The 23,988-nt window shown below is 37.9% G+C and carries 21 protein-coding genes; 10 read left to right on the plus strand and 11 right to left on the minus strand.

The features are described 5' to 3' along the window. Positions 1-14: 14 nt before the first annotated feature. On the plus strand, positions 15-584 hold the full coding sequence (locus BLV99_RS05105) for a PilZ domain-containing protein (protein WP_086184924.1): 570 nt from the start codon (positions 15-17) through the stop codon (positions 582-584). Between the two features lie 5 nt (positions 585-589). Here BLV99_RS05105 and BLV99_RS05110 read toward each other — a convergent pair whose 3' ends face one another. After that, a complete protein-coding gene (locus tag BLV99_RS05110; protein ID WP_092688329.1) occupies positions 590-1,501 on the minus strand; it encodes a DMT family transporter in 912 nt (303 codons plus the stop codon). A 12-nt stretch (positions 1,502-1,513) separates the two neighbouring features. Further along, on the minus strand, positions 1,514-1,984 hold the full coding sequence (locus BLV99_RS05115; RefSeq protein WP_004648315.1) for a YaiI/YqxD family protein: 471 nt from the start codon (positions 1,982-1,984) through the stop codon (positions 1,514-1,516). Between the two features lie 273 nt (positions 1,985-2,257). On the opposite strand from BLV99_RS05115, the gene BLV99_RS05120 reads away from it, so the two are divergent. Next, positions 2,258-3,190, plus strand: coding sequence for a hypothetical protein (locus tag BLV99_RS05120; RefSeq protein WP_092688332.1), 933 nt, complete (start codon positions 2,258-2,260; stop codon positions 3,188-3,190). Between the two features lie 610 nt (positions 3,191-3,800). Here the strand turns inward: BLV99_RS05120 and serC are convergent. Next, entirely contained in the window at positions 3,801-4,880 is a 1,080-nt protein-coding gene (gene serC, locus BLV99_RS05125; protein ID WP_092688430.1) for a 3-phosphoserine/phosphohydroxythreonine transaminase, read from the minus strand. Positions 4,881-4,999: 119 nt separating this feature from the next. Then, entirely contained in the window at positions 5,000-5,665 is a 666-nt protein-coding gene (locus BLV99_RS05130) for a hypothetical protein (protein ID WP_092688335.1), read from the minus strand. 156 nt (positions 5,666-5,821) lie between these two features. Between BLV99_RS05130 and BLV99_RS05135 the strand changes: the two genes are divergently transcribed. The 5 genes from BLV99_RS05135 to gltP all read left to right on the plus strand — a co-directional run bounded on the left by BLV99_RS05135 (position 5,822) and on the right by gltP (position 12,351). Then, positions 5,822-7,318 carry a TolC family protein gene (locus tag BLV99_RS05135; protein ID WP_244516278.1) on the plus strand — a complete coding sequence of 499 codons (1,497 nt, stop codon included), beginning with the start codon at positions 5,822-5,824 and terminating at the stop codon, positions 7,316-7,318. 114 nt (positions 7,319-7,432) lie between these two features. After that, the gene (locus tag BLV99_RS05140) at positions 7,433-8,524 is read left to right on the plus strand and encodes an HlyD family secretion protein (protein WP_425283516.1); all 1,092 of its coding nucleotides are present in this window, start codon (positions 7,433-7,435) and stop codon (positions 8,522-8,524) included. Next, the gene (locus tag BLV99_RS05145) at positions 8,524-9,654 is read left to right on the plus strand and encodes an ABC transporter permease (protein WP_092688341.1); all 1,131 of its coding nucleotides are present in this window, start codon (positions 8,524-8,526) and stop codon (positions 9,652-9,654) included. Before BLV99_RS05140 ends, BLV99_RS05145 begins: the two co-directional genes overlap by 1 nt. Before the next feature lie 8 nt (positions 9,655-9,662). After that, the gene (locus BLV99_RS05150; protein WP_092688436.1) at positions 9,663-10,760 is read left to right on the plus strand and encodes an ABC transporter permease; all 1,098 of its coding nucleotides are present in this window, start codon (positions 9,663-9,665) and stop codon (positions 10,758-10,760) included. Positions 10,761-11,031: 271 nt separating this feature from the next. Further along, a complete protein-coding gene (gltP, locus tag BLV99_RS05155) occupies positions 11,032-12,351 on the plus strand; it encodes a glutamate/aspartate:proton symporter GltP (RefSeq protein ID WP_092688344.1) in 1,320 nt (439 codons plus the stop codon). 90 nt (positions 12,352-12,441) lie between these two features. On the opposite strand, the gene BLV99_RS05160 is transcribed toward gltP, so the two are convergent. The 6 genes from BLV99_RS05160 to BLV99_RS05185 form a co-directional block, all read right to left on the minus strand. Next, positions 12,442-13,587, minus strand: a complete 1,146-nt coding sequence (locus BLV99_RS05160; RefSeq protein WP_092688347.1) for a DUF4062 domain-containing protein — start codon at positions 13,585-13,587, stop codon at positions 12,442-12,444. 162 nt (positions 13,588-13,749) lie between these two features. Then, the gene (gene gyrA / locus BLV99_RS05165) at positions 13,750-16,758 is read right to left on the minus strand and encodes a DNA gyrase subunit A (protein ID WP_092688350.1); all 3,009 of its coding nucleotides are present in this window, start codon (positions 16,756-16,758) and stop codon (positions 13,750-13,752) included. Between the two features lie 302 nt (positions 16,759-17,060). Further along, a complete protein-coding gene (locus BLV99_RS05170; RefSeq protein ID WP_092688353.1) occupies positions 17,061-17,576 on the minus strand; it encodes a DinB family protein in 516 nt (171 codons plus the stop codon). Positions 17,577-17,663: 87 nt separating this feature from the next. After that, the gene (locus tag BLV99_RS05175; protein WP_092688356.1) at positions 17,664-18,596 is read right to left on the minus strand and encodes an FAD-binding protein; all 933 of its coding nucleotides are present in this window, start codon (positions 18,594-18,596) and stop codon (positions 17,664-17,666) included. Between the two features lie 17 nt (positions 18,597-18,613). Then, positions 18,614-19,363, minus strand: coding sequence for an electron transfer flavoprotein subunit beta/FixA family protein (locus BLV99_RS05180; protein WP_086184914.1), 750 nt, complete (start codon positions 19,361-19,363; stop codon positions 18,614-18,616). A gap of 513 nt (positions 19,364-19,876) precedes the next feature. Then, the gene (locus BLV99_RS05185; RefSeq protein ID WP_086184913.1) at positions 19,877-20,482 is read right to left on the minus strand and encodes a LysE family translocator; all 606 of its coding nucleotides are present in this window, start codon (positions 20,480-20,482) and stop codon (positions 19,877-19,879) included. Positions 20,483-20,597: 115 nt separating this feature from the next. Between BLV99_RS05185 and BLV99_RS05190 the strand changes: the two genes are divergently transcribed. Together BLV99_RS05190 and BLV99_RS05195 are read left to right on the plus strand one after the other, a co-directional pair. Then, positions 20,598-21,092, plus strand: a complete 495-nt coding sequence (locus tag BLV99_RS05190; protein WP_086184912.1) for an Lrp/AsnC family transcriptional regulator — start codon at positions 20,598-20,600, stop codon at positions 21,090-21,092. A gap of 6 nt (positions 21,093-21,098) precedes the next feature. Then, positions 21,099-21,710 carry a GNAT family N-acetyltransferase gene (locus BLV99_RS05195; protein ID WP_092688359.1) on the plus strand — a complete coding sequence of 204 codons (612 nt, stop codon included), beginning with the start codon at positions 21,099-21,101 and terminating at the stop codon, positions 21,708-21,710. On the opposite strand, the gene BLV99_RS05200 is transcribed toward BLV99_RS05195, so the two are convergent. Continuing rightward, entirely contained in the window at positions 21,637-22,005 is a 369-nt protein-coding gene (locus tag BLV99_RS05200) for a hypothetical protein (RefSeq protein WP_413772569.1), read from the minus strand. The genes BLV99_RS05195 and BLV99_RS05200 overlap by 74 nt on opposite strands. A 427-nt stretch (positions 22,006-22,432) precedes the next feature. On the opposite strand from BLV99_RS05200, the gene BLV99_RS05205 reads away from it, so the two are divergent. Further along, complete coding sequence (locus BLV99_RS05205) at positions 22,433-23,986, plus strand: FAD-dependent oxidoreductase (RefSeq protein ID WP_092688362.1); 1,554 nt, start codon at positions 22,433-22,435, stop codon at positions 23,984-23,986. The last annotated feature ends 2 nt before the right edge of the window (positions 23,987-23,988 follow it).

The raw sequence follows: 23,988 nt of genomic DNA on the forward strand, positions 1-23,988 counted from the left end.
TCCGAGGAATAATTATGGAAAATTTACAGCATCAAAGTGGCAACATGGAACGACGTGTGATGTCACGTATAGATGCTGCCTTGCGAATTAATTATCAGATTATTTCTGATGATGTCGCATTAAATGACCCTTATGATCCTAACTTTGTGCTGCCACGTTATTTTCTACTACTCGCAGAATTAGATCAATTTGATCATGCCTTAAACTACGAATTAGAACAATTAACTGAAAGAGATCAACAAATTGCTCGAATCTTATCCTTATTCAACCAAAAATTAAACCTTATTACCGGTTCCTTGTACGACACAATTGTACAATCCATGTTACCAATACCTGAAGATGTCAATTTTTCAGAAACAGGATTCAGCTTCTTTAATGAGCGTCTCATTCAAGAAGGAACTTACATTCATGTGACCTTAAGCCATCCTGAAAATTTCTTTCATATTGCTGCAACTGCGCAAGTGGTCTATAGCCGAACAGAAGAAAATGGCAAATTCCGTACAGGGGCCTATTTCATCACCTTACATCCACAGGATCGCGTTAAACTTGCCGAATGTATCTCTATAAGTAAAAATAAAGATTAAAAATTTTAAGGATTAGATTTAATCTTATGGGCGAGTGTTCGACTCGCCTTAAGGTCGCGATAGAAATAAATAAACAAACCAAATAGCAAAATGAATGCCCCGACAAAAACCATTGCAGACAATGCTTCATGATTGAGCACAGCACCAATCAATAAGGCAATCATCGGGGTCATAACGGTGGTTAACGATAAAGTCGTCGCTTGAATATTTTGTACTAATTTAAAATAACAGAACATCGCAATCAGTGATGCCATGACCACTGTATAAATAAGGGCCAATAACGACTTCGCAGTTGGAATATGTGTTGGTGCATATTGCCAAATAAAGGGCACGATACAAATAGCCGCAATGGTCGAGACCAGAATCGAACCTGTTGCTTGAGCCACAGGCTCAATATTTGCATTGACTTTTTTGACCCAGAAAATGGATAACGCATAGGTAAATACGCTCATCAACATTAAGCCAATCCCAATCGGATGGATATGTTGATTTTCACCGCCAAAACAAATGATGGCTAATCCAGCCACCGCGATCACCATACCCAACCACTGTAAACGACTTAAACGCTGTTTAAAGCCAAAATATCCAATCAGACCTGCCATTATTGGGGCGAGACCAAACATCAAAGCAATAATCCCAGAACTTAAATAACTGGTCGCAATATAAGTAAAGATCTGAGAACCCATTAAGCTAAATGAGCCAGCCAAATAACTATGCCAAGATATTTGATCCGTTGGAAATTTAACTCTGAGTATCAGCAACAACATAATGGCCAGCGGTAAAGCGATAAAAAACCGCAGCACCAAAGCCCAAAATAAATGTAGATCAGAGACGCTCCACACTATTGCCAATGGCGTTGTGGCCCAAATAAACACCAATAAGGCATAAGTTGACACGATATTGGCTTTGGATGGCATAATGGGCTCGGCTTAAAGTGCAGTTTTACGTTTCTGTTTTTGGATCGTTTGATCGAGTGAACTGGAAAATTCACGTTTATCACGTTCAGAAATTGGTGGCGGGCCCCCCGTGTTTACACCTGCCCCACGTAAAGAATCCATAAAATCACGTAAATGCAAACGGGCTTTGACATTGGCTGTGGTATAAACCTCACCGCGTGGATGAATCGCAATTCCGCCCTTTTCAATCACCTGTGCCGCTAAAGGAATGTCTTGTGTCATCACAATATCATGCTCTTTCATGCGTTCGATGATTTCTTTATCTGCGGCATCTGCCCCACTCATCACTTGAATGGAGTTAATCCTTACTGAAGGGGTAATCCCGACATTTTGGTTGGCCACAAAAGTAACTTCTAATTGATAGCGATCTGAAGCACGAAGAATGACTTCACGTAGAATTTTAGGCAATGCATCGGCATCGACCCAAAGTTTAAATGGCAGCACAAAGCATCCAAAACTAGAAAAAGATGAACACTTAGTTTAGCAAATTCCGTATGACAAGATGATGGATAAATCCACTTAATCCATTCAGCTCTTTTACCTCAATTCAGCGAGGCTGCATTTTTTAGCACAGAACGATTGCGACCTAAGTTCGGTTAATTCAAGGTATTTTCTCTATTTCACTTACTTTAATGGTTAAATTTAGTCTGAATGACTTGAAATTTAAAAATAACCCTCGATTTAATATACAAATACAACCCAACATCAATTGTGAATATGAAAAATCAAAATAGACCAGAAATTATCACCATTGAAGATCAGAACTTTGGCAGCCATGTCGAACATTGGAATTTACTTACCGATAATCCATGTACAGATGTGCCTAAGTGGCTTGGCTTAGCACTAGATGCACCTGTGATGCCGATGGGTTTGTGTAAAGAAGAATCGGATATGGATGAAGCCACATGGCTAATTCAAGGACCAAACAAAGCCGCTGTAAAAATCACTCAAGTAATTGCGGTTGAAAACAACAAACCTCAATGTGTTAAAACAGCATTTCCAAGTTTTGAAAGTCCATATAAAGTGAATGCCACGATTGAGCGTATTATCACGTGTAAATCAAATACACAGGCCGTCTTACAGCTTAATTTAGGTGCAAATACCGTAGTTTATGCTTTTGATAGCTTATATAGCGTTAATCATGAGCAGTATGAAAAAGATCAAAACTATCTTGCTCAATTCAATGCTTGGGCTTATGAACTTGAAGCTGTTTCAAACCATGAACAATTAGTGGTTGATGATCCTGCTTCGATTAAACACCACCGTGCTTTAAATGATATTTTAGCTGCCAATAACGGTGTTGCACCTGCCAATTTGCAAGAACAAATTGACGCTTGGGAACCCAAATCGGACGATGATAAAGAACCTGTAACCGTCGATTTTTCAAAAATGGTGGCTTATCTTTATGGCGAAAAAATGGGGCAAGAAGATGAAGCTTGGTTCCAAGGCAACATTGTTGGCAAAACTGCAATGCGCTTTATGGAGCAAGAATATACGCTTTATGACGTTGCCCTAATTCACGATGAAGACCAAGAAGCAACATTGATTCGTATTGCAAGCAAAAATGCAGCGTACAAAGACTTTCAGATTGGTCAATTCATTCGTGGCAACTTATGGATTCAAGTCAATATTCACGCTAAAAAACAATAATTTATAAAAAGCAGCTCAATATGGTGATCATCAACATTCATATTGAGCTGCTTTTGTATCTCTATTTTACTTTTCGTAAATATTAGACTTTCAATTTATTCACAGCACTGGATGCTACTTACTGAATAATACTTAAAGTTTTCAATTCAACGTGATCTATTTAAAATCCTTTTCTGATTATATTTTTACTTCGAAATTTTAAACTTTTATCTTAAAAAATCCTGCATTGCTTAGAAGCTACGATTAACCTAGCGCTACATTTTTATAGAATAAATATTTTAATTGCATATTTTTATTTAGTACTTTATTTAATCAATTTTTTATGCTAAAAATACAAGCCATCAATAGGAATTAACGATAAATAAATCGGAATAGAATTTCCCATGAAAATCTTACAAGAAGAAAATATACAACACGTTGAACATCAACTCAGCAAACGTTTCCAGTTAGACTCAATTTCATGTCTGTTTTTTGTATTGGGCATGTTTATGTCTGCCTATCTTTTACACCACTTTATTCTCTGACCTTATTTTACTAGACTTATTTCACCAAACTCATTTCAATAAATAGCAAAAAGCCCATCATTTGATGGGCTTTTTAGTGTCAGGGATTAACCATTGCGTTTTGCAAAGTCATCCATAAAATTAACCAATGCTTGCACGCCTTCTAAAGGCACCGCATTATAAATACTGGCACGCATACCACCAACTGAACGATGACCTGCCAAGTTAAGCAAATGGTTTGCTTCTGCTTCTTTCAAGAACAATTTCTCTAAATCAGCATTTGCCAAAGTAAACGGCACATTCATAATTGAACGGTTTGGAACAGCAATTGGGTTGGCATAGAAATCACTTGCATCAATATAGCCATAAAGTAAGTTTGCTTTTGCAAGGTTTACTTTATGCATGGCATCCACACCGCCATTTTCTAGTAACCACTCAAAGACTAGACCAGATAAGTACCAAGCATAAGTCGATGGTGTATTGACCATTGAATCATTCTTCGCTTGTGCAGAATATTTCAAAATACTTGGAATTTCGGGTTTCGCTTGATCAAGTAGGTCTTCACGAATAATGACTAAAGTTAAACCAGCAGGCCCAATATTTTTTTGAGCACCCGCATAAATCAAACCAAATTTAGATACATCAAGCGGTGCTGAAAGAATGCTTGAAGATAAATCTGACACTAAAGGTGTATTCACCTCTGGAATACCTGCAAATTGCAAACCACCGATAGTTTCATTATCTGCATAATGCACATAAGCAGCATTATCAGATAGATTCCACTGGCTTTGATCGGTAATTGCTAATTTACCATTAATGGTGGTGCCCGCTTCCACGACATTGATGTCGCCATAGCGTTTTGCTTCTTTTAGCGCTTTTTCAGACCAAATACCCGTATGGATATAATCTGCTTTATTATTTTTACCCAACAAGTTTAAAGGAATTGCAGAGAATTGAAGTGAAGCACCGCCTTGTAAGAACAATACTTTGTAGTTCTCTGGAATGTTCATCAATTTGCGCAAATCAGCTTCTGCTTTTTCTGCAACAGCAACATAGTCATCACTACGATGACTCATTTCCATGATCGAAAGACCTTTGCCATGCCAATCGAGCATTTCAGCTTGAGCTTTTTCTAAAACGGCAGTAGGTAAGGCAGCAGGACCAGCACAGAAATTATACGCGCGCATGATTTTTCCTTTCAAAGTGAAACACAATAAAATGATGGCATTTAACCACATATAGCCTGTGCTTGCAGTAAATTATCCTGAAAATATTTCAATGCTGTCGGACATTTAAAGTCAAAAATTCAATAAAGATCTGACCGCTTAGCAGGTTTAATAATTTCAATGAATGGCTCGCCAGCAAGTAAATAACTCACTATGCGTAAAATTAAAGCAGGAATAACCACAATTGCATGAATTAAAATTGCCGCACTTAAATACACTGCAAATTCAATCCAACGCAGCCAGTGCAAAAAAATCTTGGGTTTATGTGCCAATTTAAGTTGTACCAGCTCGCGTATCGTGATCTCGTCAGCATGCGAATCTAACCATATTCGAGTTTTTAAATCGTAGTTATTTGAACTTTTCAAACCCAATTTATACGCTTGTAACATGCGTTTAGGCTCTAAAAAAAATCCTGTAGACAGTGCTATCAAATTCATGATACCCAATATAGGGTGGCTAAACATTGACCCTGTTCCAAGCTCCCATGCACTGACTTCCCCTTCACCAATACGCCCCACGGTATAACCTGTTAAAATATGATGAATATCATGATATTTTAAATACTTATGACGTACACCGATGTTGGGCATAGGGACAATTAAACAACCGGTATACACGCCTACGGTTAAAGGTTCACGATCACCAACAATTGGCCCAAAACCATTCTTCTGATAAAAAAGATCGATGGCTTGATTGAGCGTACATTCATCTGGAAATTTATTCGGCTGTTTAACTTGTAAATTCATCTTATATTTATTTAAATGTATGAGGTTAGCTACAATATAATCAATAAATTTATGTTTTTCACGCTTGATTCATCTCGCACAAGGCAGTCACTGATATCAAAACACATCATTAAATGATGCTTTATAATTAAAATTACGATGTGGAGAGTCTATTCGATGTTACAGCGTTCACCGCCCTTTTTAGGTTTTAAGCGAGATATCTTGATTAAAAAACCTCTTGTACAAATTTTAATTTTTTCGTCTTCCATCTTGTCAAGTTCAATCAGTCTTGCTCAAAGCATCAGTTATGCACAAGCGGAACAATCTGTACTAACCGATTCATATAGCACACAAGCCAATCAAGCCTTACAACAGGCGGCAAAATTAGAAGCAGAAGCAGTCAAAGGTTTAGGTCTACCACGTGTCGACTTAAATGTCAGGGCTTATGCCTTTCATAATGAAGTCGATATTCCTTTAAATTCATTTAAAAACAATTTAGAACAAACCCTGTCTCAAGGGATTAATGACCGTATTAATCAAGAAAACCTGCCACCTAATATTTCTGATCCTTTAAAAGAAGGCGTTAATCAAGCCATTCATAGTGGTGTTGGTCTATTTCCAGATTCTGCCAATGTGATTTTAGAAGATCAAGTTGTGCGTCCAACGGTGTCAATACTGATGCCTTTATATACGGGTGGTTTAACTTCTAGCGCCAAAGAAGTGGCGAATATTAAGGCTGAACGTAGTCAACTCAGCAGTAAACAACAACAAGATGTACAACGCTTTGAACTGATTCAGGCCTATTTTAATGTGCAACTGCAAAAGCAATTATTAAGCTCAAGTCATTCCAATTTAAATGCCATGCAAACGCATTACAACAATGCACTCAAACTGGAAAATCAGGGCTTTATTAGCAAAGGGCAACGGATGCAATTTGAAGTGGCAAAAAATAATGCGCAGCGTCTAGAGCAAAATACTGAAGCCAATCTCAAATCGAGCTTATTTCAACTGAATAATTTTTTACAAAGCAGCCAAATTACCGAACTCAGCACACCGTTATTTGTCAATTCTGCGCAAAGCCAATCTTTGAATGGCTTACTTAAAACCTATCAAGATCAATCCTCTCTCATTCGTAAAATGCAAATGGATACGCAACTGGCCAATGCCAATGTAAAAGTGCAAAATGCGGCAAAAAAACCCAATCTTTTTGCCTTTGGCGAGTACAGTCTAGATGACAAGCAAAACTGGATTGTCGGTGTGGTCGCTCGCTATAATTTATTTTCAGGGGTCGATAAAAACAAGAATATTCAAGCCGCTGAATTACAACGCTATGCCTCTGAATTAATCACAGAACGTACCAAACAAGAAATTGAGAATATTATTTACAAGTCCTATAGTGAAGTGACGACGGCACAACAAAGTCATCAACTATTACAACAAAATATGCAAGCGGCTCAAGAGAACCTACGTATTCAAACGCTGTCTTTTAAAGAAGATATGGGCACAGCCACACAAGTGATTGATGCACAAAATGCCTTAACGGGCTTAAAAAGTGAAATGGCACTGAATGCTTATAAATATGTCATGTCATTGGCAACATTATTGCAAAGTCACGGCTCGATTGACCAATTTCAAAGTTATATCAATCAAACTCAAACTTACCACCTTCGTTAATTTTTGATGGGGAATAAAATGAATCAAGATCAAAGCAAGTCTGATCAAGATGTAGAAAATACCTCATCGGAAGGAAACTCTACAGATCTATCAGCTCAAAATAGCAAAACAGAGATGCAAGAAATACCCATTGAACAACAAACAGATGCAGAAACGGAAGCCAAAAATCAGCAAAAGACTCAAACTCAAATAGCAACAGATTCAAACAGCGAACCGAAAAAATCAGCAGCTATAAAGGCAATTGGTTTAATGCTGCTTATTTTACTTTTAGGCTTAATTGCGTTTGGTTTATGGAAAAGCTATCAACCCAAAGAAATTGAATTACAAGGGCGAGTTGAAGCCGACACGATTCATGTCAGTACTAAAGTGCCCAGTCGTATTGAAGAAATTTATGTGCATGATGGACAAAAGGTCAGCAAAGATCAGGAATTGATACGTTTATTTAGCCCTGAGGTAGATGCAAAAAAACAGCAAGCTTTAGGCGTTTTACAATCCGCCCTAGCACTGCAATCGACTGCTGAACGAGGCTCACAACAGGAAAATATTGATACGCTCTATGCCAATTGGCAAAGTTTAAAAGCACAACAAGCCTTAGCTCAAACCACTTATCAACGTGGTGCAAACTTGTTTAAAGAAGGCGTGATTTCCCGCCAACGACGCGATGAAATGCAGGCCGCAGCATTATCTGCAAGTCAACTCACGGAAGCAGCTTATCAACAATATGCACGTGCCAAACGTGGTAGCACACCACAACAGATATCTTCTGCCGATGCACAAGTTCAAATTGCTCAGGCAGCGGTAGCCGAAGCCAATGCTTTAGCAGCGGAAACCAAACTGCGCTCTCCTATCGACGGCACAGTCTCCAAAACCTATGGCAAAGTCTCGGAACTGGTGGCTATGGGAGTGCCTGTAGTCAGTATTATTCAAGATGATGATTTATGGGTAAGCGTAAATGTACGTGAAGACCTATATGCACAAATTTATAAAACCAAAAGCATAGATGGATTTATTCCTGCACTGAACCAAACTGCGACTTTTAAAATTAAGAATATTGAGGCCGAAGGTGAATTTGCCACCATTAAAACCACGCGCCAGACTGGAGGCTATGACATTCGCAGCTTTAAAATTCATTTGGCACCTGTGCAGCCAATCACAGATTTAAAAGTCGGTATGAGCGTTCTATTTAAAATTAAAGAGACTCAATAATGTGGTCGGGCATGCTGCGCGAACTGCGCTATTTACTGACACATAAATGGGACTTGTGCTTAGTCACACTTACCCCTTTATTTATTATTGTGTTGTTTTCCAGCATGTTCTATCAGGGCAAGCCTGAACATTTGCCAATTGCCATTATTGACCAAGACCAAAGCGAACTGAGTCGAAATATTGAAAAATATGTCAGTCATAATTCAGCTTTAAAAATTGCACTAATTTCACAAAACCCCGATGAAGTAGAAAAGCTGCTAAATCAGACTCAAATTTGGGGCTATATTTCTATTCCTGCCGGTGCGGAACAGAGACTGGTTCAAGCTCAAGATGCCGAAATCAGCATTGCTTTTAACCAAAGTTATTTTAGTGTGGGCAATGCGATTTCATCTGCAATGTTATTGAGCACCCTAGAAGCGACCATTGATTTCACTCGGCAAAACTATTTAGCCAATAGCATTCCGTATTTGGATATTCCAACGCCGAATGTCAAAATCTCGCCTTTATATAATCCAAGTTTAAGTTATGAGTTTTACTTAGAACCCTTTATGATTCCTGCAATTCTGCATTTATTATTGTGCTGTTGTGTGGCCTTTGCAGTAGGACAAGAGCTGAAATTTAACACCACGGGACAATGGTTAAATCAGCACAGTATTTTTAGTGCCTTATTGTCTAAAGTTTTAGTCTATGTTGTGATTTTTACTGCATGGACATGGGCTTGGATGTTCTGGCTCATTGAAATTCGTGGTTGGTTTGTTGCAGGCAATCTATGGATGATCTTAATCGGACAATTTTTCTTTTACAGCGCTTATGCCTTAATTAGCAGCACTGTTGTATTGGCAACTCGCGACTTAGCTAAATCGTACGGTTTTATTGCCGTTTATGGTGGCTCCTCTTTAAGTTTTGCTGGGGTCACTTTACCTTTAAATAATGCCCCTCTGTTTACGCAATTTTGGGCCAATATTCTTCCTTATACGCCATATGCAAAATTGCAGACTGAACAATGGGTAATCGGTAGCCCAATCTCCGCATCTCTTTTACCCCTTGCAGTTTTGGCAGTCTATTGTCTATTTTATTTTGCAACAGCGTATTTCTTTCTTAGAAAGTATGTAAAGGGAGTTCACTCATGAAAACCAGCATGAAAGAATTCCTTCATTTTTACTTCAAAACTTTTAAAGATATTGCCCGTAATAGCTCAATCTTTACCACCTTGGTTTTATCAGTATTTTTATATAGTTTTTTCTATCCTACTGCCTATAAAGCCCAGCATGCAGAATCTTTGCCTATTGTGATTGTGGATGAAGAACAAAGTATGCTGACTTCCAACATTATTACTGAAGTTTCAAAAAGCCCAAATGTAAAAATTAAAGCTGTCACAGGCAATTTTGCTGAAGCGCAAATGATGATCAAAACCCAGCAAGCTGACGGTATTTTATTGTTGCCTGACAATTTATCCAATAGTGTTCATCGTGGTGAGGTTGGTGGTGTTGGCTTATATTTAAGTGCTGCTTATTTTCTCAAGACCAAACAAATTGGCTTGGGCATAGCCAGCGCAATTGAACAAGCAATTGCTGAACAGACCGAAAAATTTGGCCATATTTCACATTTCAGCCCTGCTCTTTCGATTCATCAAGTCCCTTTATTTAATACGCTATCTGGTTATGGCAGTTATGTTTTCCCTGCAATTGCCCCGTTAATTATTCATCAAACCATTGTTTTAGGCTTAAGTATGCTCATTGCAGGCTATAGGCAATCCAAGTGGCAACCTAAAAAAACTGAATTTTTCGGACTATTCTGCGCCATTTTAACCATTGGTTGCTTAGGCTGTTTTTATTTATTCGGTTTTACTTTCTGGCTTTATGATTATCCACATGGTGGAAATTTTTGGGGCATGCTTTTGGCGGTGCCGATCTTTATCAGTTGCGTGATTGGGCTAACAATGGTCATTGCTTCATTTTTTGATATGCCAGAACGCGCAGGACACGTCATTGTGTTTACCTCCATTCCGCTATTTTTACTATCAGGCACAGCATGGCCACATGCAGCCATGCCTGAATGGATGCAATACCTAGGCAAGGCACTTCCGTCCACTCAAGGCATTCAAATGTTTATTCAACTCAATCAAATGGGTGTACCAACGGATCTGGTCATTCCAAAAATGATTTATTTGGCAACTATTGGGGCTATATTATTGGTTTTAGGATATTTCCGATTGACACAAAACAATAAAAAATAATGTTCTAATGAGAGACATCATAATATTAATAAATAAAACTTAACAAATAGATCGGATATCCAACGAAAACTGGAATATTTTTGATCAATTGAACAAGTATCGCATAGAAAACGTTAGATTCTATGCATTTATCAATGCAGAATAGCGTTTTTTTCCGTACTCCCAGAATATATTTATTATTCACTCCCATGCTCCCATTAACATGTCGTTATGAAGTCGACAGTTTTATTGCAGCTTTTTTTCACTAAATATCTGATTTTAATGGATTAACATGAAGAAAATTAAGATTAGCCTTGCATGGCAAATCGTAATTGCACTCATTTTAGGTGTGCTTGTAGGCTCTTTTTTACACTACTCTCCCGAATACCGTGAAGTTTTAATTAATAATTTACTTAGCCCATTGGGTGCAATTTTTATTAATTTAATTAAGATGATCGTTATTCCACTTGTTGTTTCAATGCTGATTTTAGGTATTGCCAATACAAGTCACGGTCAAAATTTAGGTAAACTTGGTTTCAAAACCATTGTTTATTTTGAAGTCATTACAACCATTGCCATTATTGTTGGTCTTGTTGCTGCCAATGTATTCCAGCCAGGTGCTGGCATTGATATGTCGAGTTTAACGCAAACCGATATCTCTAAATACCAAGCAACAACACAGGAAGTGAGTAGCCATGCTCACGGTCTGGTTAATACCATTTTATCTTTAATTCCTTCCAATATTTTTGGAGCACTGACTGATGGGCACATGTTGCCGATCATCTTCTTCTCAGTGATCTTTGGTGTTGGTTTAGGATCGTTAGCTAAAGAAACCAAACAGCCTTTAATTAATGTATTACAAGCTATTTCTGAAACCATGTTCAAAGTGACGCATATGATCATGCTTTTTGCACCTTTCGGTGTATTTGGTCTGATTGCGGCAACAGTTGCAAACTTTGGCTTTAGCTCTCTACTTCCATTAGTGAAGTTGGCGCTTTTAGTCTATGGCGCTATTTTCTTCTTCACCTTTATCGTTTTGGGTGCAGTCGCTAAATTCTGTGGTTTCAGCATTTGGGCACTTATTAAAATTTTAAAAGATGAACTGATTCTGGCGTATTCAACTGCGAGTTCAGAAACGGTTTTACCGCGCATTATGGAAAAGATGGAAGCCTATGGCGCACCAAAATCCATTACCAGTTTTGTCATTCCAATTGGTTATTCATTTAACTTAGATGGCTCTACGCTTTATCAAAGTATTGCCGCTATTTTTATTGCGCAGCTTTATGGTATTGATTTAAGTCTGACCCAACAAATTATTTTAGTATTAACTTTAATGATTACTTCTAAAGGTATTGCTGGTGTTCCGGGCGTGTCTTTTGTGGTGTTGTTAGCAACATTGGGTAGTGTCGGTATTCCGCTTGAAGGTCTTGCATTTATTGCAGGTATTGACCGTATTTTAGATATGGCACGTACTGCATTGAATGTCATTGGTAACTCGTTGGCTGTTCTTGTAATTAGTAAATGGGAAGGCCAATTCGATACTGAAAAACAAAAGAATTATGCTGTTGTAATGCAAAAAAATCATGAGATTAAAATGCAGGATGCTGCGTAATTCATGAAATTTAAAAAGGAAGCTTCGGCTTCCTTTTTTTATGTTACTTAGATTTCAATTAACACTTAGTGAATCTATTCATCTTATAACTCATGCTTTTTCTTTTAGAGCGAGTTTTAACAACATATTTAAAGAATTTTGTAAAAGATCTGCTGACTCCTGTTGATGGACTACAAAATTTTCCAAAGTCTTTACTAATGATTTTTTCGATTTATTTAATTTCGTAGTAGCACGTGAAAACTTATGAACACTTTCTTTAAGATAAATCATTGTCGGAATACTATCCTCTACCGTCTTCTTAAACTCATCAATGTGTGAAAAAACCCCATTTAACACATCATTTTCATCATTAAAGTCCTCGGCGTAAATACTCGAAGCAATATTAAAATAGTTCATAGAATTTACAAGATAACTTCTTTGCTTATCTATATTAGCCTCTAAAACTAAACTAAACGCATCCACATCTTCACTAAAAATATTAATAATTTTAGACTTTTCTTTATCAGTTGAACATAAATCCAATTTAGATTTTGTTTTTAGCATAGCCTCATTAAATATTAAACCTGCTTTAGTGAATATAGTAGTTATTTGGGTGCTTTTTTCTAGTTCATCGATTGATAAAGATATGGCATCATAATAACCAATATCTTCATCAATATTATGCAACTGTAAAGATATACTATCTTTTGACAGACCCAGTTCCTGTCTATTTGAGATTCTGTCCCAATCTATTAATATAGTAGTTAATAAGTTTCTAATATTATTATCAAAATCATCTCCTTTAATTTCTGACCTATAGCAGCCAATTTCAGAAATTTTTCTTTTAAATTCTTTTACTAATGTAAATTGATCAATATCTATATCATTCACTGTAAAGCCATCAGTTTTAAAAAAGAAACAAATATCTGCTAGTTTTCCTTGTTTATATCTATCATATGCGAGATTAAACTCTTCCTCTGTTCCTGAACCAGCATTGGGAGTCGGAGTCCCAAAACGTATTGATAGAATACCAAGGAAAATATCATATTCTCCAATTTGTTCATTAATCACATTTTGGGCATATCTAGAAATTGAAGGAACAACCTCTTCCCAACCTACTATTTCTAACCTTCGCCCTAAAACTTGCGACATGTTTTTATTCAACTCATCTGCTATCTTGAAAACTTTACTTCGTTCAATTTGAACATCTGATGGTGAAGACAAAAAGACTCTAATATTTTGAATGCTTTTAATCATAATAATTTCGCATATATATTTATCTTGATAGATTGTTATTTATTTGATTTATTAACACAATATATTAACGACACCACATGTCGTACAAATTATAATCAATTATTTCAAAATATTACTAACAAAAAAAAGAGCGCCTAAGCGCTCTTCATTTCAAGTCAAAACTTACTCTTCTTCAGATTCATTTAAATCTGATTCATTGCCAGTTTCATCAGCAATCATTTCGTCATCAATTAGAATTTCAGAATCAATCAAAGCTTCAGAAGTCGTTACTGCTTCATCTTCAACCGCTGCTACAAATTCTTCTTCTTCAACTGCTTCGACAGCAACAACACCCACAAGCACTTCATCTTGACCTAAACGGATCAAACGAACACCTTGCGCATTACGACCAGTTTGTGCAACTTCAGAAGCACGAGTACGCACTAAAGTACCGCCATCAGAAATCAACATCAACTCTTTAGATGCATCAATCGCAACCGCACCGACAAGCTCGCCATTACGTTCTGAAGTCTTAAGTGCAATAACACCCTTACCACCACGTTTTTTGGTTGGAAAATCACCGACTGGTGTACGTTTACCGTAACCATATGCAGAAGCACACAGTACTTCACCTGTTTCAGGTACTACGACCAACGATACAATACGACTGACTAAAACTGAATCCGAGCCATCTTCATCATCAGACTCTACATCAGTATCTTCGGTATCTTCAACTTGTGCTGCACCAATCGTGACACGCATACCGCGTACACCTTTAGCAGAACGACCCATTGAACGTACATCAGTTTCAGCAAAACGAATCGCCTTACCTTCATTGGAGAACAACATAATCTGCTGTTCACCATCGGTAATCGCGACACCAATTAAGGTATCTTCTTCATTTAACTCAATCGCACGTAAACCATTTGAACGAACATTACTAAATTGTTCAAGCTCAACGCGTTTAATCGTACCGAACTCAGTCGCCATAAAGACATAGAAGTTTTTACGAACAGCTTCAGCTTGCTGTGCAAAGTCAGCAATAATTTCATCATCTAAATCAGTGCCAGAAAGTTCTACCCCTAATTGTTTCAATTGAACACGTAAAGCATCAGATAAATCATCTGCACCATCTTCAAGTTCAGCTAAAGCAGCTTCAAGTTCAACAAAATGACCATTAATTACTTCATTTTCTTGCAGTTTAGCTTTATTGGCTTTTACAAATGCTTGGAACGCAACCAAACGATCTTTAAATTTCTTCGGTGCATCAATCACAGGTAAAATTGCTGTAATGGTCTCATTGGCATCCAGTGGCAACAAGTTCACCATTGGGCGACCTTTTGCACCGCGTGATGCTTGTGGCACGTCATAGACTTTCAAACGGTACACTTTACCGACATTGGTAAAGCAAAGAACCGTTGCATGATTCGATGTCACAATCAGATGTTGAATGTAATCATCTGCTTTCATGGATGTTGCAGACTTACCACGACCACCACGACGCTGCGCAGCATAGTCAGATAATGGTTGTGTTTTTGCATAACCTGTTTTCGAAACGGTCAGTACCATTTGTTCTTCAGGAATTAAATCTTCACGTGAGAAATCAATGCGTGACTCAACAATCGCAGTTTTACGTGCATCGCCATATTGTTGCAAAATCAATGCGAGTTCTTCACGAATCACATTCATCAACAAATTAAAGTCATTTAAAATGGCAGTGAGTTCAGCAATTTGACCCAAAATTTCAGAATATTCTGCGTGTAACTTGTCTTGTTCAAGACCCGTTAAACGGTGTAAACGTAATTCTAAAATTGCACCCACTTGCGCAGGTGAAAGACGGTAAATACCACCATCAAAACCATAAGGTTTAGACAGATCTTCACCATCAATAATTTCTGGACGTACAGAAACTGAACCTGCTTTTTCCAGTAATGCAACCACGCCACCCGCAGCCCACTCGCCTACTTGTAAACGCTCACGCGCTTCAGCTGGATTAGCAGAACTTTTAATGGTTTCAATAATCGCATCGATATTGGCTAAAGCAACTGTTAAGCCTTCCAAGATATGACCACGTTCACGCGCTTTACGCAGTTCAAACATGGTACGACGCGTCACCACTTCTTGACGATGACGAATAAATGCCGCGATGATATCTTTTAAATTCATCAACTTCGGCTGACCATTGTCTAGGCAAACCATGTTGATACTGAACGAATTTTCAAGCTGAGTATTTTGGAACAGGTTATTAACAATGACTTCTGCGTTTTCGCCACGCTTTAAGTCAATTGCAATACGCATGCCGTCTTTATCAGACTCATCACGTAGTTCTGAAATACCTTCAAGTTTTTTCTCTTTGACCAATTCAGCAATACGTTCAATGGTTCTTGCTTTATTGACTTGATACGGAATTTCAGTGAATACAATGGTGGTACGACCATTCTTCGGATCTTCTTCGAAGTGATACTTACCACGAATATGTAAACGGCCTTTACCCGTACGATAGGCATCCACAATACCGGATTTGCCGTAAATGATACCGCCTGTAGGGAAGTCAGGCCCTGAGATATACTGCATTAAACCTTCAATGCTGATGTTCGGGTTATCTGCATAAGCCAAGCAAGCATTAACCACTTCGGTCATGTTGTGCGGCGCCATATTGGTCGCCATACCCACAGCAATACCCGTTACGCCATTGATCAATAAATTTGGAATACGGGTCGGCATGACTTGCGGTATACGCTCAGAACCGTCGTAGTTATCTTCCCATTCGACTGTATCTTTTTCTAAATCAGCCAACATTTCATGAGTCAATTTACGCATACGGACTTCGGTATAACGCATTGCTGCTGCACTATCACCGTCGACAGAACCAAAGTTACCTTGACCATCGACCAATTGATAACGCAAGCTAAAATCTTGAGCCATACGTACAATGGTTTCATAAACAGCAGAATCACCATGTGGGTGATATTTACCGATCACGTCACCGACTACACGCGCAGATTTTTTATAAGCTTTGTTGTAGTCATTGCCCAATTCGTGCATAGCGAACAGCACACGACGATGAACAGGCTTTAAACCGTCTCTCACGTCTGGTAATGCACGAGATACAATAACACTCATGGCATAATCGAGATATGAGCTTTTAAGTTCATCCTCAATGGCAATCGGTCTAATTTCCGATACGCTCATGCATACTCCTTATTACAAACAGTACAGTATTGAACCGCTCGTTTTATATAATCAATCTTGCAAAAATTAACCCAAAATAAGCTGAGCTAAAGTCTAAATACAGCCGTAAATTATAGCATAAAAGGCTTACTAACAGGGAGTTTAGTAATCTGAAAAATAGCATTTTTTTACAATAAAAAGTTTATTAGAATTAATAAGTTAAAAATCTAATTTTCTACTTTTTGACGAACAGAATAAACGCTTATTTTTTAATCTAAAATAACGCCATTTCCAATAAAAAAGTCAGCGTAAATTCAAAACCATCATTTATACAAATGGGCATTTTCTCTTTGGAAAAAAATTAAATCCAACTCTAACGATTTACCTGTCAGTTGAAAAAGCATGCTATGCATCTGTCCTCGATGATGAGTTTGATGATTAAATAGATGCGCTAATATCTCGATTAATGGTTCAGTATAAGTCTGACCACGACGAATATAGGTGATAAGCCCGTTAAAGGCAGCTTCATCATATTCATTGAGAAAGCCAATTAAACGCTGATCATGCTCAAATCTCGCAGGAATCAACAACATGATCTGGGGGTAAAGAATCTCATCTAAGGCATAATTTGAGGCCACTACACCCTTAATACGTTCAAACCAGAGTAAATCGCCTACCAGTAGATGATTTGCCGTTTGCATAGGGGATTTAAAATAGGCTCCGCAATCTTGATTTAGTTGTTCTTCTGGTAGCGTGGTTAAAATAGAAAATAACTTCTGGTTTGCCCACTGATTATAATGAGCTAACATAAGAAAATAGGTTTTAAAACGATAACTCATCTACAATCCCTTCGTTTATTTGTTGTTATTTTTTAACATAAAAAACGCCCCTTTCGGAGCGTTTTTATTCAAACACAAGTTCATAAATTAGATTTTAGAAACCAATTCTGGAACCACAGTGTTCAAGTCACCCACTAACCAGTAATCTGCTACTGCGTTAATTGGCGCTTCTTCATCTTTGTTGATCGCAACGATCACTTTAGAATCTTTCATACCTGCCAAATGCTGAATCGCACCTGAAATACCCACAGCAATATAAAGGTCAGGTGCAACAATTTTACCTGTTTGACCGACTTGCATGTCATTTGGTACAAAACCAGCGTCAACCGCAGCACGTGAAGCGCCTTGAGCCGCACCCAGTTTGTCCGCCAATGGATCTAGTACAGTGTGATAGTTCTCACCTGAACCCACACCACGACCACCAGAAACCACAATACGCGCAGCTGTTAATTCTGGACGTTCAGATTTCACAATCTCTTCAGAAACAAACTTAGAGATACCTGCATCTTGCACGTCGCTTACAGCTTCAACAGCAGCTGAACCGCCTGTTGTAGCTACAGGATCAAATGCAGTACCACGTACAGTTGCAACGACAATGGCTTCTGAAGATTCTACAGTTGCAATCGCATTACCTGCATAAATTGGACGTTTGAAAGTTTTAGGGCTTTCAACAGCAATGATGTCAGAGATCATGCTGACGTCTAACAGTGCAGCCGCACGTGGAAGGATGTTTTTACCAGTTGTTGTAGAAGTCGCAAGGATATGTGAATAACCTTTGCCTAACTCAGCAACTAAAGCAGCTACATTTTCAGCCAATTGGTTGGCATAAGCCGCGTTGTCAGCAAGTAATACTTTGCTTACACCCGCAACTTGAGCCGCTTGATCAGCAACAGCCTGAGCGCCTGAACCCGCAACCAATACAGTGATATCACCACCGATTTTTTGAGCTGCCGCAACAACGTTTAAAGTCGCACCGTTAAGTGTCTTATTGTCGTGCTCAGCGATAACTAAAATACTCATGATTTTATCCTTCTGTATTAGATCACTTTCGCTTCGTTTTTCAATTTTTCTACAAGCTCATCCACAGATTTCACTTGTACGCCAGCTTTACGCTCTGCTGGTGGTTCAACTTTAACTGTTTTAAGTTTAGTTGTCGCTGAAACGCCATAATCCGCAGGTGACTTCACATCAAGCGGTTTTTTACGCGCTTTCATGATGTTTGGAAGCGCAGCATAACGTGGCTCATTCAAACGTAAGTCAGTGGTGATAATTGCAGGAGTATTCAATTCAACCGTTTGTAAACCACCGTCTACTTCACGCGTCACTTGAACTTTGTCACCAGTAACATTCACAACAGAAGCAAATGTACCTTGACCAGCACCCAGTAAAGCACCCAACATCTGACCAACTTGATTAGAGTCATCATCAATCGCTTGCTTACCCAGAAGGATCAGTTCTGGTTTTTCTTGTTCTACAATGCCTTTTAAGATTTTAGCCACTTCAAGTGCACCAATCTCATCCGTCGTTTCAACCAAGATACCGCGGTCAGCACCCAGTGCCATAGAAGAACGAATTTGTTCTTGCGCTTCTTTAGGACCAATAGAAACCACAACGATTTCCGAAACTGTTCCTTTTTCTTTTAAGCGAACCGCTTCTTCCACTGCGATTTCACAGAATGGGTTGATCGACATCTTAACGTTAGTAAGGTCTACCCCACTATTGTCTGGTTTTACGCGAACTTTGACGTTGGCATCAACCACACGTTTTACAGCAACAAGAGCCTTCATGTAATCCTCGGCTGTTTTAGCAAAAGTAAAATTGAGAAAAGTTATAATAACTCTTCAGTTAAAATTTTTAGGTGCCCTATCTTGCAATGTGTATGGCATTTCGGTCAAGTCACAATTATCGAAACAGCGGTAAAAATACGTCAAATTCCTTGAACTAGGCGTTCATGTTTTTTTAATTTTTTTTTATTCAGCTGAATTCTATCAATATTGAGTTAATTTCTAAGCATTGATTTTTATTATTTTTTTATTTGATTAGGCTCATCAAAGGTTCTGATTTGATCCTTATTTTGGATTATTTTTGGGTTTAATCAACTTACCCTTCTTGCACAAATGTATAAGTTACGTCCTGTCATTTAAGACAGATTGATCTCATTACTGTGTTGTATTTGTCGTAAAACGGGTCACTTCTTTAAGTTAAACATGTCACAAATGACGTTTAATTTATAAATCCAACACGACATAAAGTGCTGCATAAAAAAAGCATGCCATTATAGACATGCTTTCATCGTACGATTATTGAATAATGAGCCAAGTTGCAGCAAGCATTAATAAGCCGCCTGAACCACCATCAATCCATTTTTGTTTACGTTCATCAATCTGTGTTTTTTGGCTAATTTTGGCAAAAATCACACTTAAACCACCGTACACTACAAAACATAAGCCAATAAAGATAAAAGAAAGGATTAAGCCCTGACTGATTGTATTGCCTGTTTTATCGATAAATTGCGGTAAAATGGCAAAGTAAATCAACATGCCTTTTGGATTTAATAAAGCAGTAAAGAAGCCTTTTTGAATCGGTTTGGCTGTATTTTTCTTTTCAATGGCTAATTTCTGCGTGTTAAAAACAGATTTAATTAAACTCAAAGCCAAAAATAAAAGGTAAGCGATCCCTAACCAGCGAATGCTTTCAAACAGAATGGGAAAGGACACAATAATCGCTGCAATACCTAAAGCCACCAAAACAGAATGGACTAAATATCCTAAACATACCCCAACAGTCGCCATCATACCGGCTTTCACATCTTTACCCATCACTTGCGACAAGATAAACAACATATCTGGCCCAGGTGTAAAAATAAGCGGGATTACCGTTAAGGCGAAGAGTAAAAATACTGACATTTCCTTTTTCCCTTTCTATATTTTGAAAGTGGAAATAAGTATCGAATAAATGTCACGAAATAGGGTTTCAAAATATTCTATAATTAGAATTATTTTTCGAATTATATTCTAATTTATGAAACCATTATCTAAATCTATTTCAGTAAAACTTGATCGTATAGATAAAAATATCATTCGTGAATTGCAAATCAATGGCCGTATGCAAAATAATGATTTGGCTCGTGAAATTGGACTATCACCATCCTCTTGTTTACGACGGGTGAAATTACTTGAAGAATCAGGTGTTATTCAAAGCTATACCACCATTGTTGATCCGCAAAAAATTGGTTTACAACTGATTTTATTTTCACGTATTTGGTTAGTTGGGCAAGATGCCGAAACGATTGATTGCTTTATTGAAGCGATGAAAGAGCTGCCTCAAGTGATGGAGTGTTATATTATTTTAGGTGAATCTGATGCCATGCTGAAAGTTGTGGTTCCAGATTTAGAAAGCTATCGTAAATTTCAGTCTGCACATTTAACCAAGAAAAATGGCATTACCAGTGTGAAAACGGATTTACCCAGTCAAATTATTAAACAAAGTTTTCAGCTTCCACTGGACGATCTTTAGGACATTATGTTGAATCGACAGCTTGAGACATCGCGTTTAATTTTAAGGTCATGGAAAAATTCCGATCTCAAGCCCTTTTATGCGCTAAATTCCAATGCCGACGTGATGCGCTATTTTCCAAGTTGCCTCACACAACCACAAAGTGATGCCTTAGCAAAAAAGTTTCAAAGCATAATCGACATTCAAGGTTGGGGTTTTTGGGCAGTAGAGTTAAAACAAACGGGTGAGTTTATCGGTTTCATTGGTTTACATCAGCAACCTAATCAATTTACATTTTCACCCTGTACCGAAATCGGCTGGCGACTTGAGCAAAAATTTTGGGGCAAGGGTTTTGCAACCGAAGCCGCGATTGCTTGCTTAGATTTTGCTTTTGATTCACTTCATTTAAATGAAGTGGTTGCATTTACTGCACAACAAAACAGTAAATCCCAAGCCCTAATGCAACGCCTAGGAATGCAATTTCAACACTATTTTAATCATCCTGCATTAGATCATCGTAGCCCACTACAAAGACATGTGCTTTATCAAATAAATGCAGCTCAATTTAAACCAGCTGGTTTTCTAAAAAATCACGATGAATGTGACTTAAATCAATCAGCTCATACGCTTGAAGATTAAATATTTTCCAGATTTCTAAAAAGTCTTCTTTTAAATCAACATTAATCATGATAATCGGACGTTCTTGCCATTGTAGGTCTGAAATCCAAAGATAAGTTTCTTTACTCTCCGAATTAACCGCTTGCACCTTACCTTCGGCATTAATGCCTTGCACATGCGTATTTTCAGGTAAAGAGGGTTCGATATTTGGCAAACTAATTTCCACAAAATGTTTGACCTGTCTTAAACCATAACCTGCAAAAATTTCTTTTTGTGCTTCGGTTAATTGTGCATATTTTTGTTCAATATTTTTCATTTCCGTTACCCTCCATCTACGCATTCATCATTTTCAATTCGCTATATTATTTTTATTCTACAAAAATAAAATACGACCATCCTATAATAAAGCAACTTTTTTCACTGCGCCCAACCTCAAGTACATTTTCTATTTTCATTTTAAAGAATATGCAGATATTGTTCCAATCTTATGAATCGCAATAAAAAACATACAAACTAACCTACATATTTTATAACAATTGACAGTTTTGACATTTTTTTCATCAACCACAAAACAAAAAACTCTACAATTTTGCTGCAAATATGCCCACATGAAAGGATTATGCTAAAAAATTGTTCAAAAATCTAACCACAAAATAAAATGCCCTTTCAGATCAAACATTGAACAATATTCACCTACTCACATTCAAGAATCACTTTATAGGAGTCATTTTATAGGAGATCATATGAAAAATAATGTTCTGATTGTTGGTGCAGGGCCAACGGGTTTAATCCTTGCACTTTGGCTCAGTAAACAAGGGATTCCTGTCCGAATTATTGATAAAAATGCAGAACCCAGTCAAAGCTCACGGGCACTGGGTATTCATGCACGCACGCTCGAATTATATCAACAGATGGATTTGGCAGAAGAAGTCATTCAAGCGGGTTATCCGAATATACAGCTCAATTTATGGGCATTGGGGAAAAAACGTGGTGTTTTGAAATTAATCGAACAAGGCAAAACACTCACGCCCTATCCTTTTATTTTAATCTATCCACAAGATCAACATGAACGACTGCTGATCCGACATTTAGAAAAATTGGGGGTGCATGTTGAACGCTCCAGCGAACTGATTAGTTTCAGCCATCATTCAGACCATATTTGTGCAGAAATTCGTAGCCCAAAGGGTTTAGAGCACTATTCTGCCCGTTTTTTGGGTGCCTGTGATGGCGGAAAATCACCTATACGACATCAATTAGGGCTGAAATTTTCTGGTGGAACGTATTCAAAACTTTTCTATGTTGCGGATGTCAACGTACAAGGAACTGCTGTCGATGGTGGTGTGCATATTTCTTTAGATCGAGAGGATTTTGTTTTATTGTTTTCTTATGGGCAACTCGGACAAGCACGCCTGATTGGGCTAATTCGTGAGGATCGTATTCAAGCTGGGCAAAACTTAAGCTTTGATGATGTCGCACATACCGCTATTCAAGACCTAGGTCTAACCATCGAAAAGGTCAACTGGTTTTCGACCTATCGCGTGCATCATCGTATTGTTTCAGACTATCGCATCAGTAACGTTTTTCTGCTGGGTGATGCCGCACATTTACATAGTCCAGCAGGTGCTCAAGGGATGAATACGGGTATTGGTGATGCCATTAATCTGGCTTGGAAATTAGCCGCAGTTATCAAAGGTCAAGCCTCGGAACAACTGTTAGAAAGCTATCAAATTGAACGGCGAGCATTTGCTAAAAAACTGGTAAAAAGCACCGATCGAATCTTTAGTATAATCACCGCAGAAGGTGCTTTAGCCGCTGAAATTAGAACCAAAATTGCTCCCTATCTATTGCCTAAAATTTACAACAATGCGCCACTGAGTCACTTCATTTTCCGTATCATTTCACAGCTTGGCATCCATTATCGGCACAGTCCACTCAGCCAAGGCAAAACTGGTAAAATTCATGCAGGTGATCGGTTACCTTGGATTCAACAAGCACAAAGCAATAATTTTAAAACTTTAAAACAGATGCTTTGGCAGATTCATGTCTATGGCACAGCACAGTCAGAACTACAAACATGGTGCCATCAGCACAATTTGCCTTTATCCAAATTTGTTTGGGATACGAACTGCAAAAAGGTCGGTTTACTCGAAAATGCGGTTTATCTCATTCGTCCTGATACCTATATCGCCTTGATAGATGCACAAGCCAACATCGACACTTTGGAACAATATTTTCAAAAAATACAGATGAAATATCCAGAAAAAATAGAAGCGAACAGCAAAAATATGCTTGGATAAAA

The organism is Acinetobacter kyonggiensis (assembly GCF_900107285.1).
GTDB classification, from domain to species: domain Bacteria; phylum Pseudomonadota; class Gammaproteobacteria; order Pseudomonadales; family Moraxellaceae; genus Acinetobacter; species Acinetobacter kyonggiensis.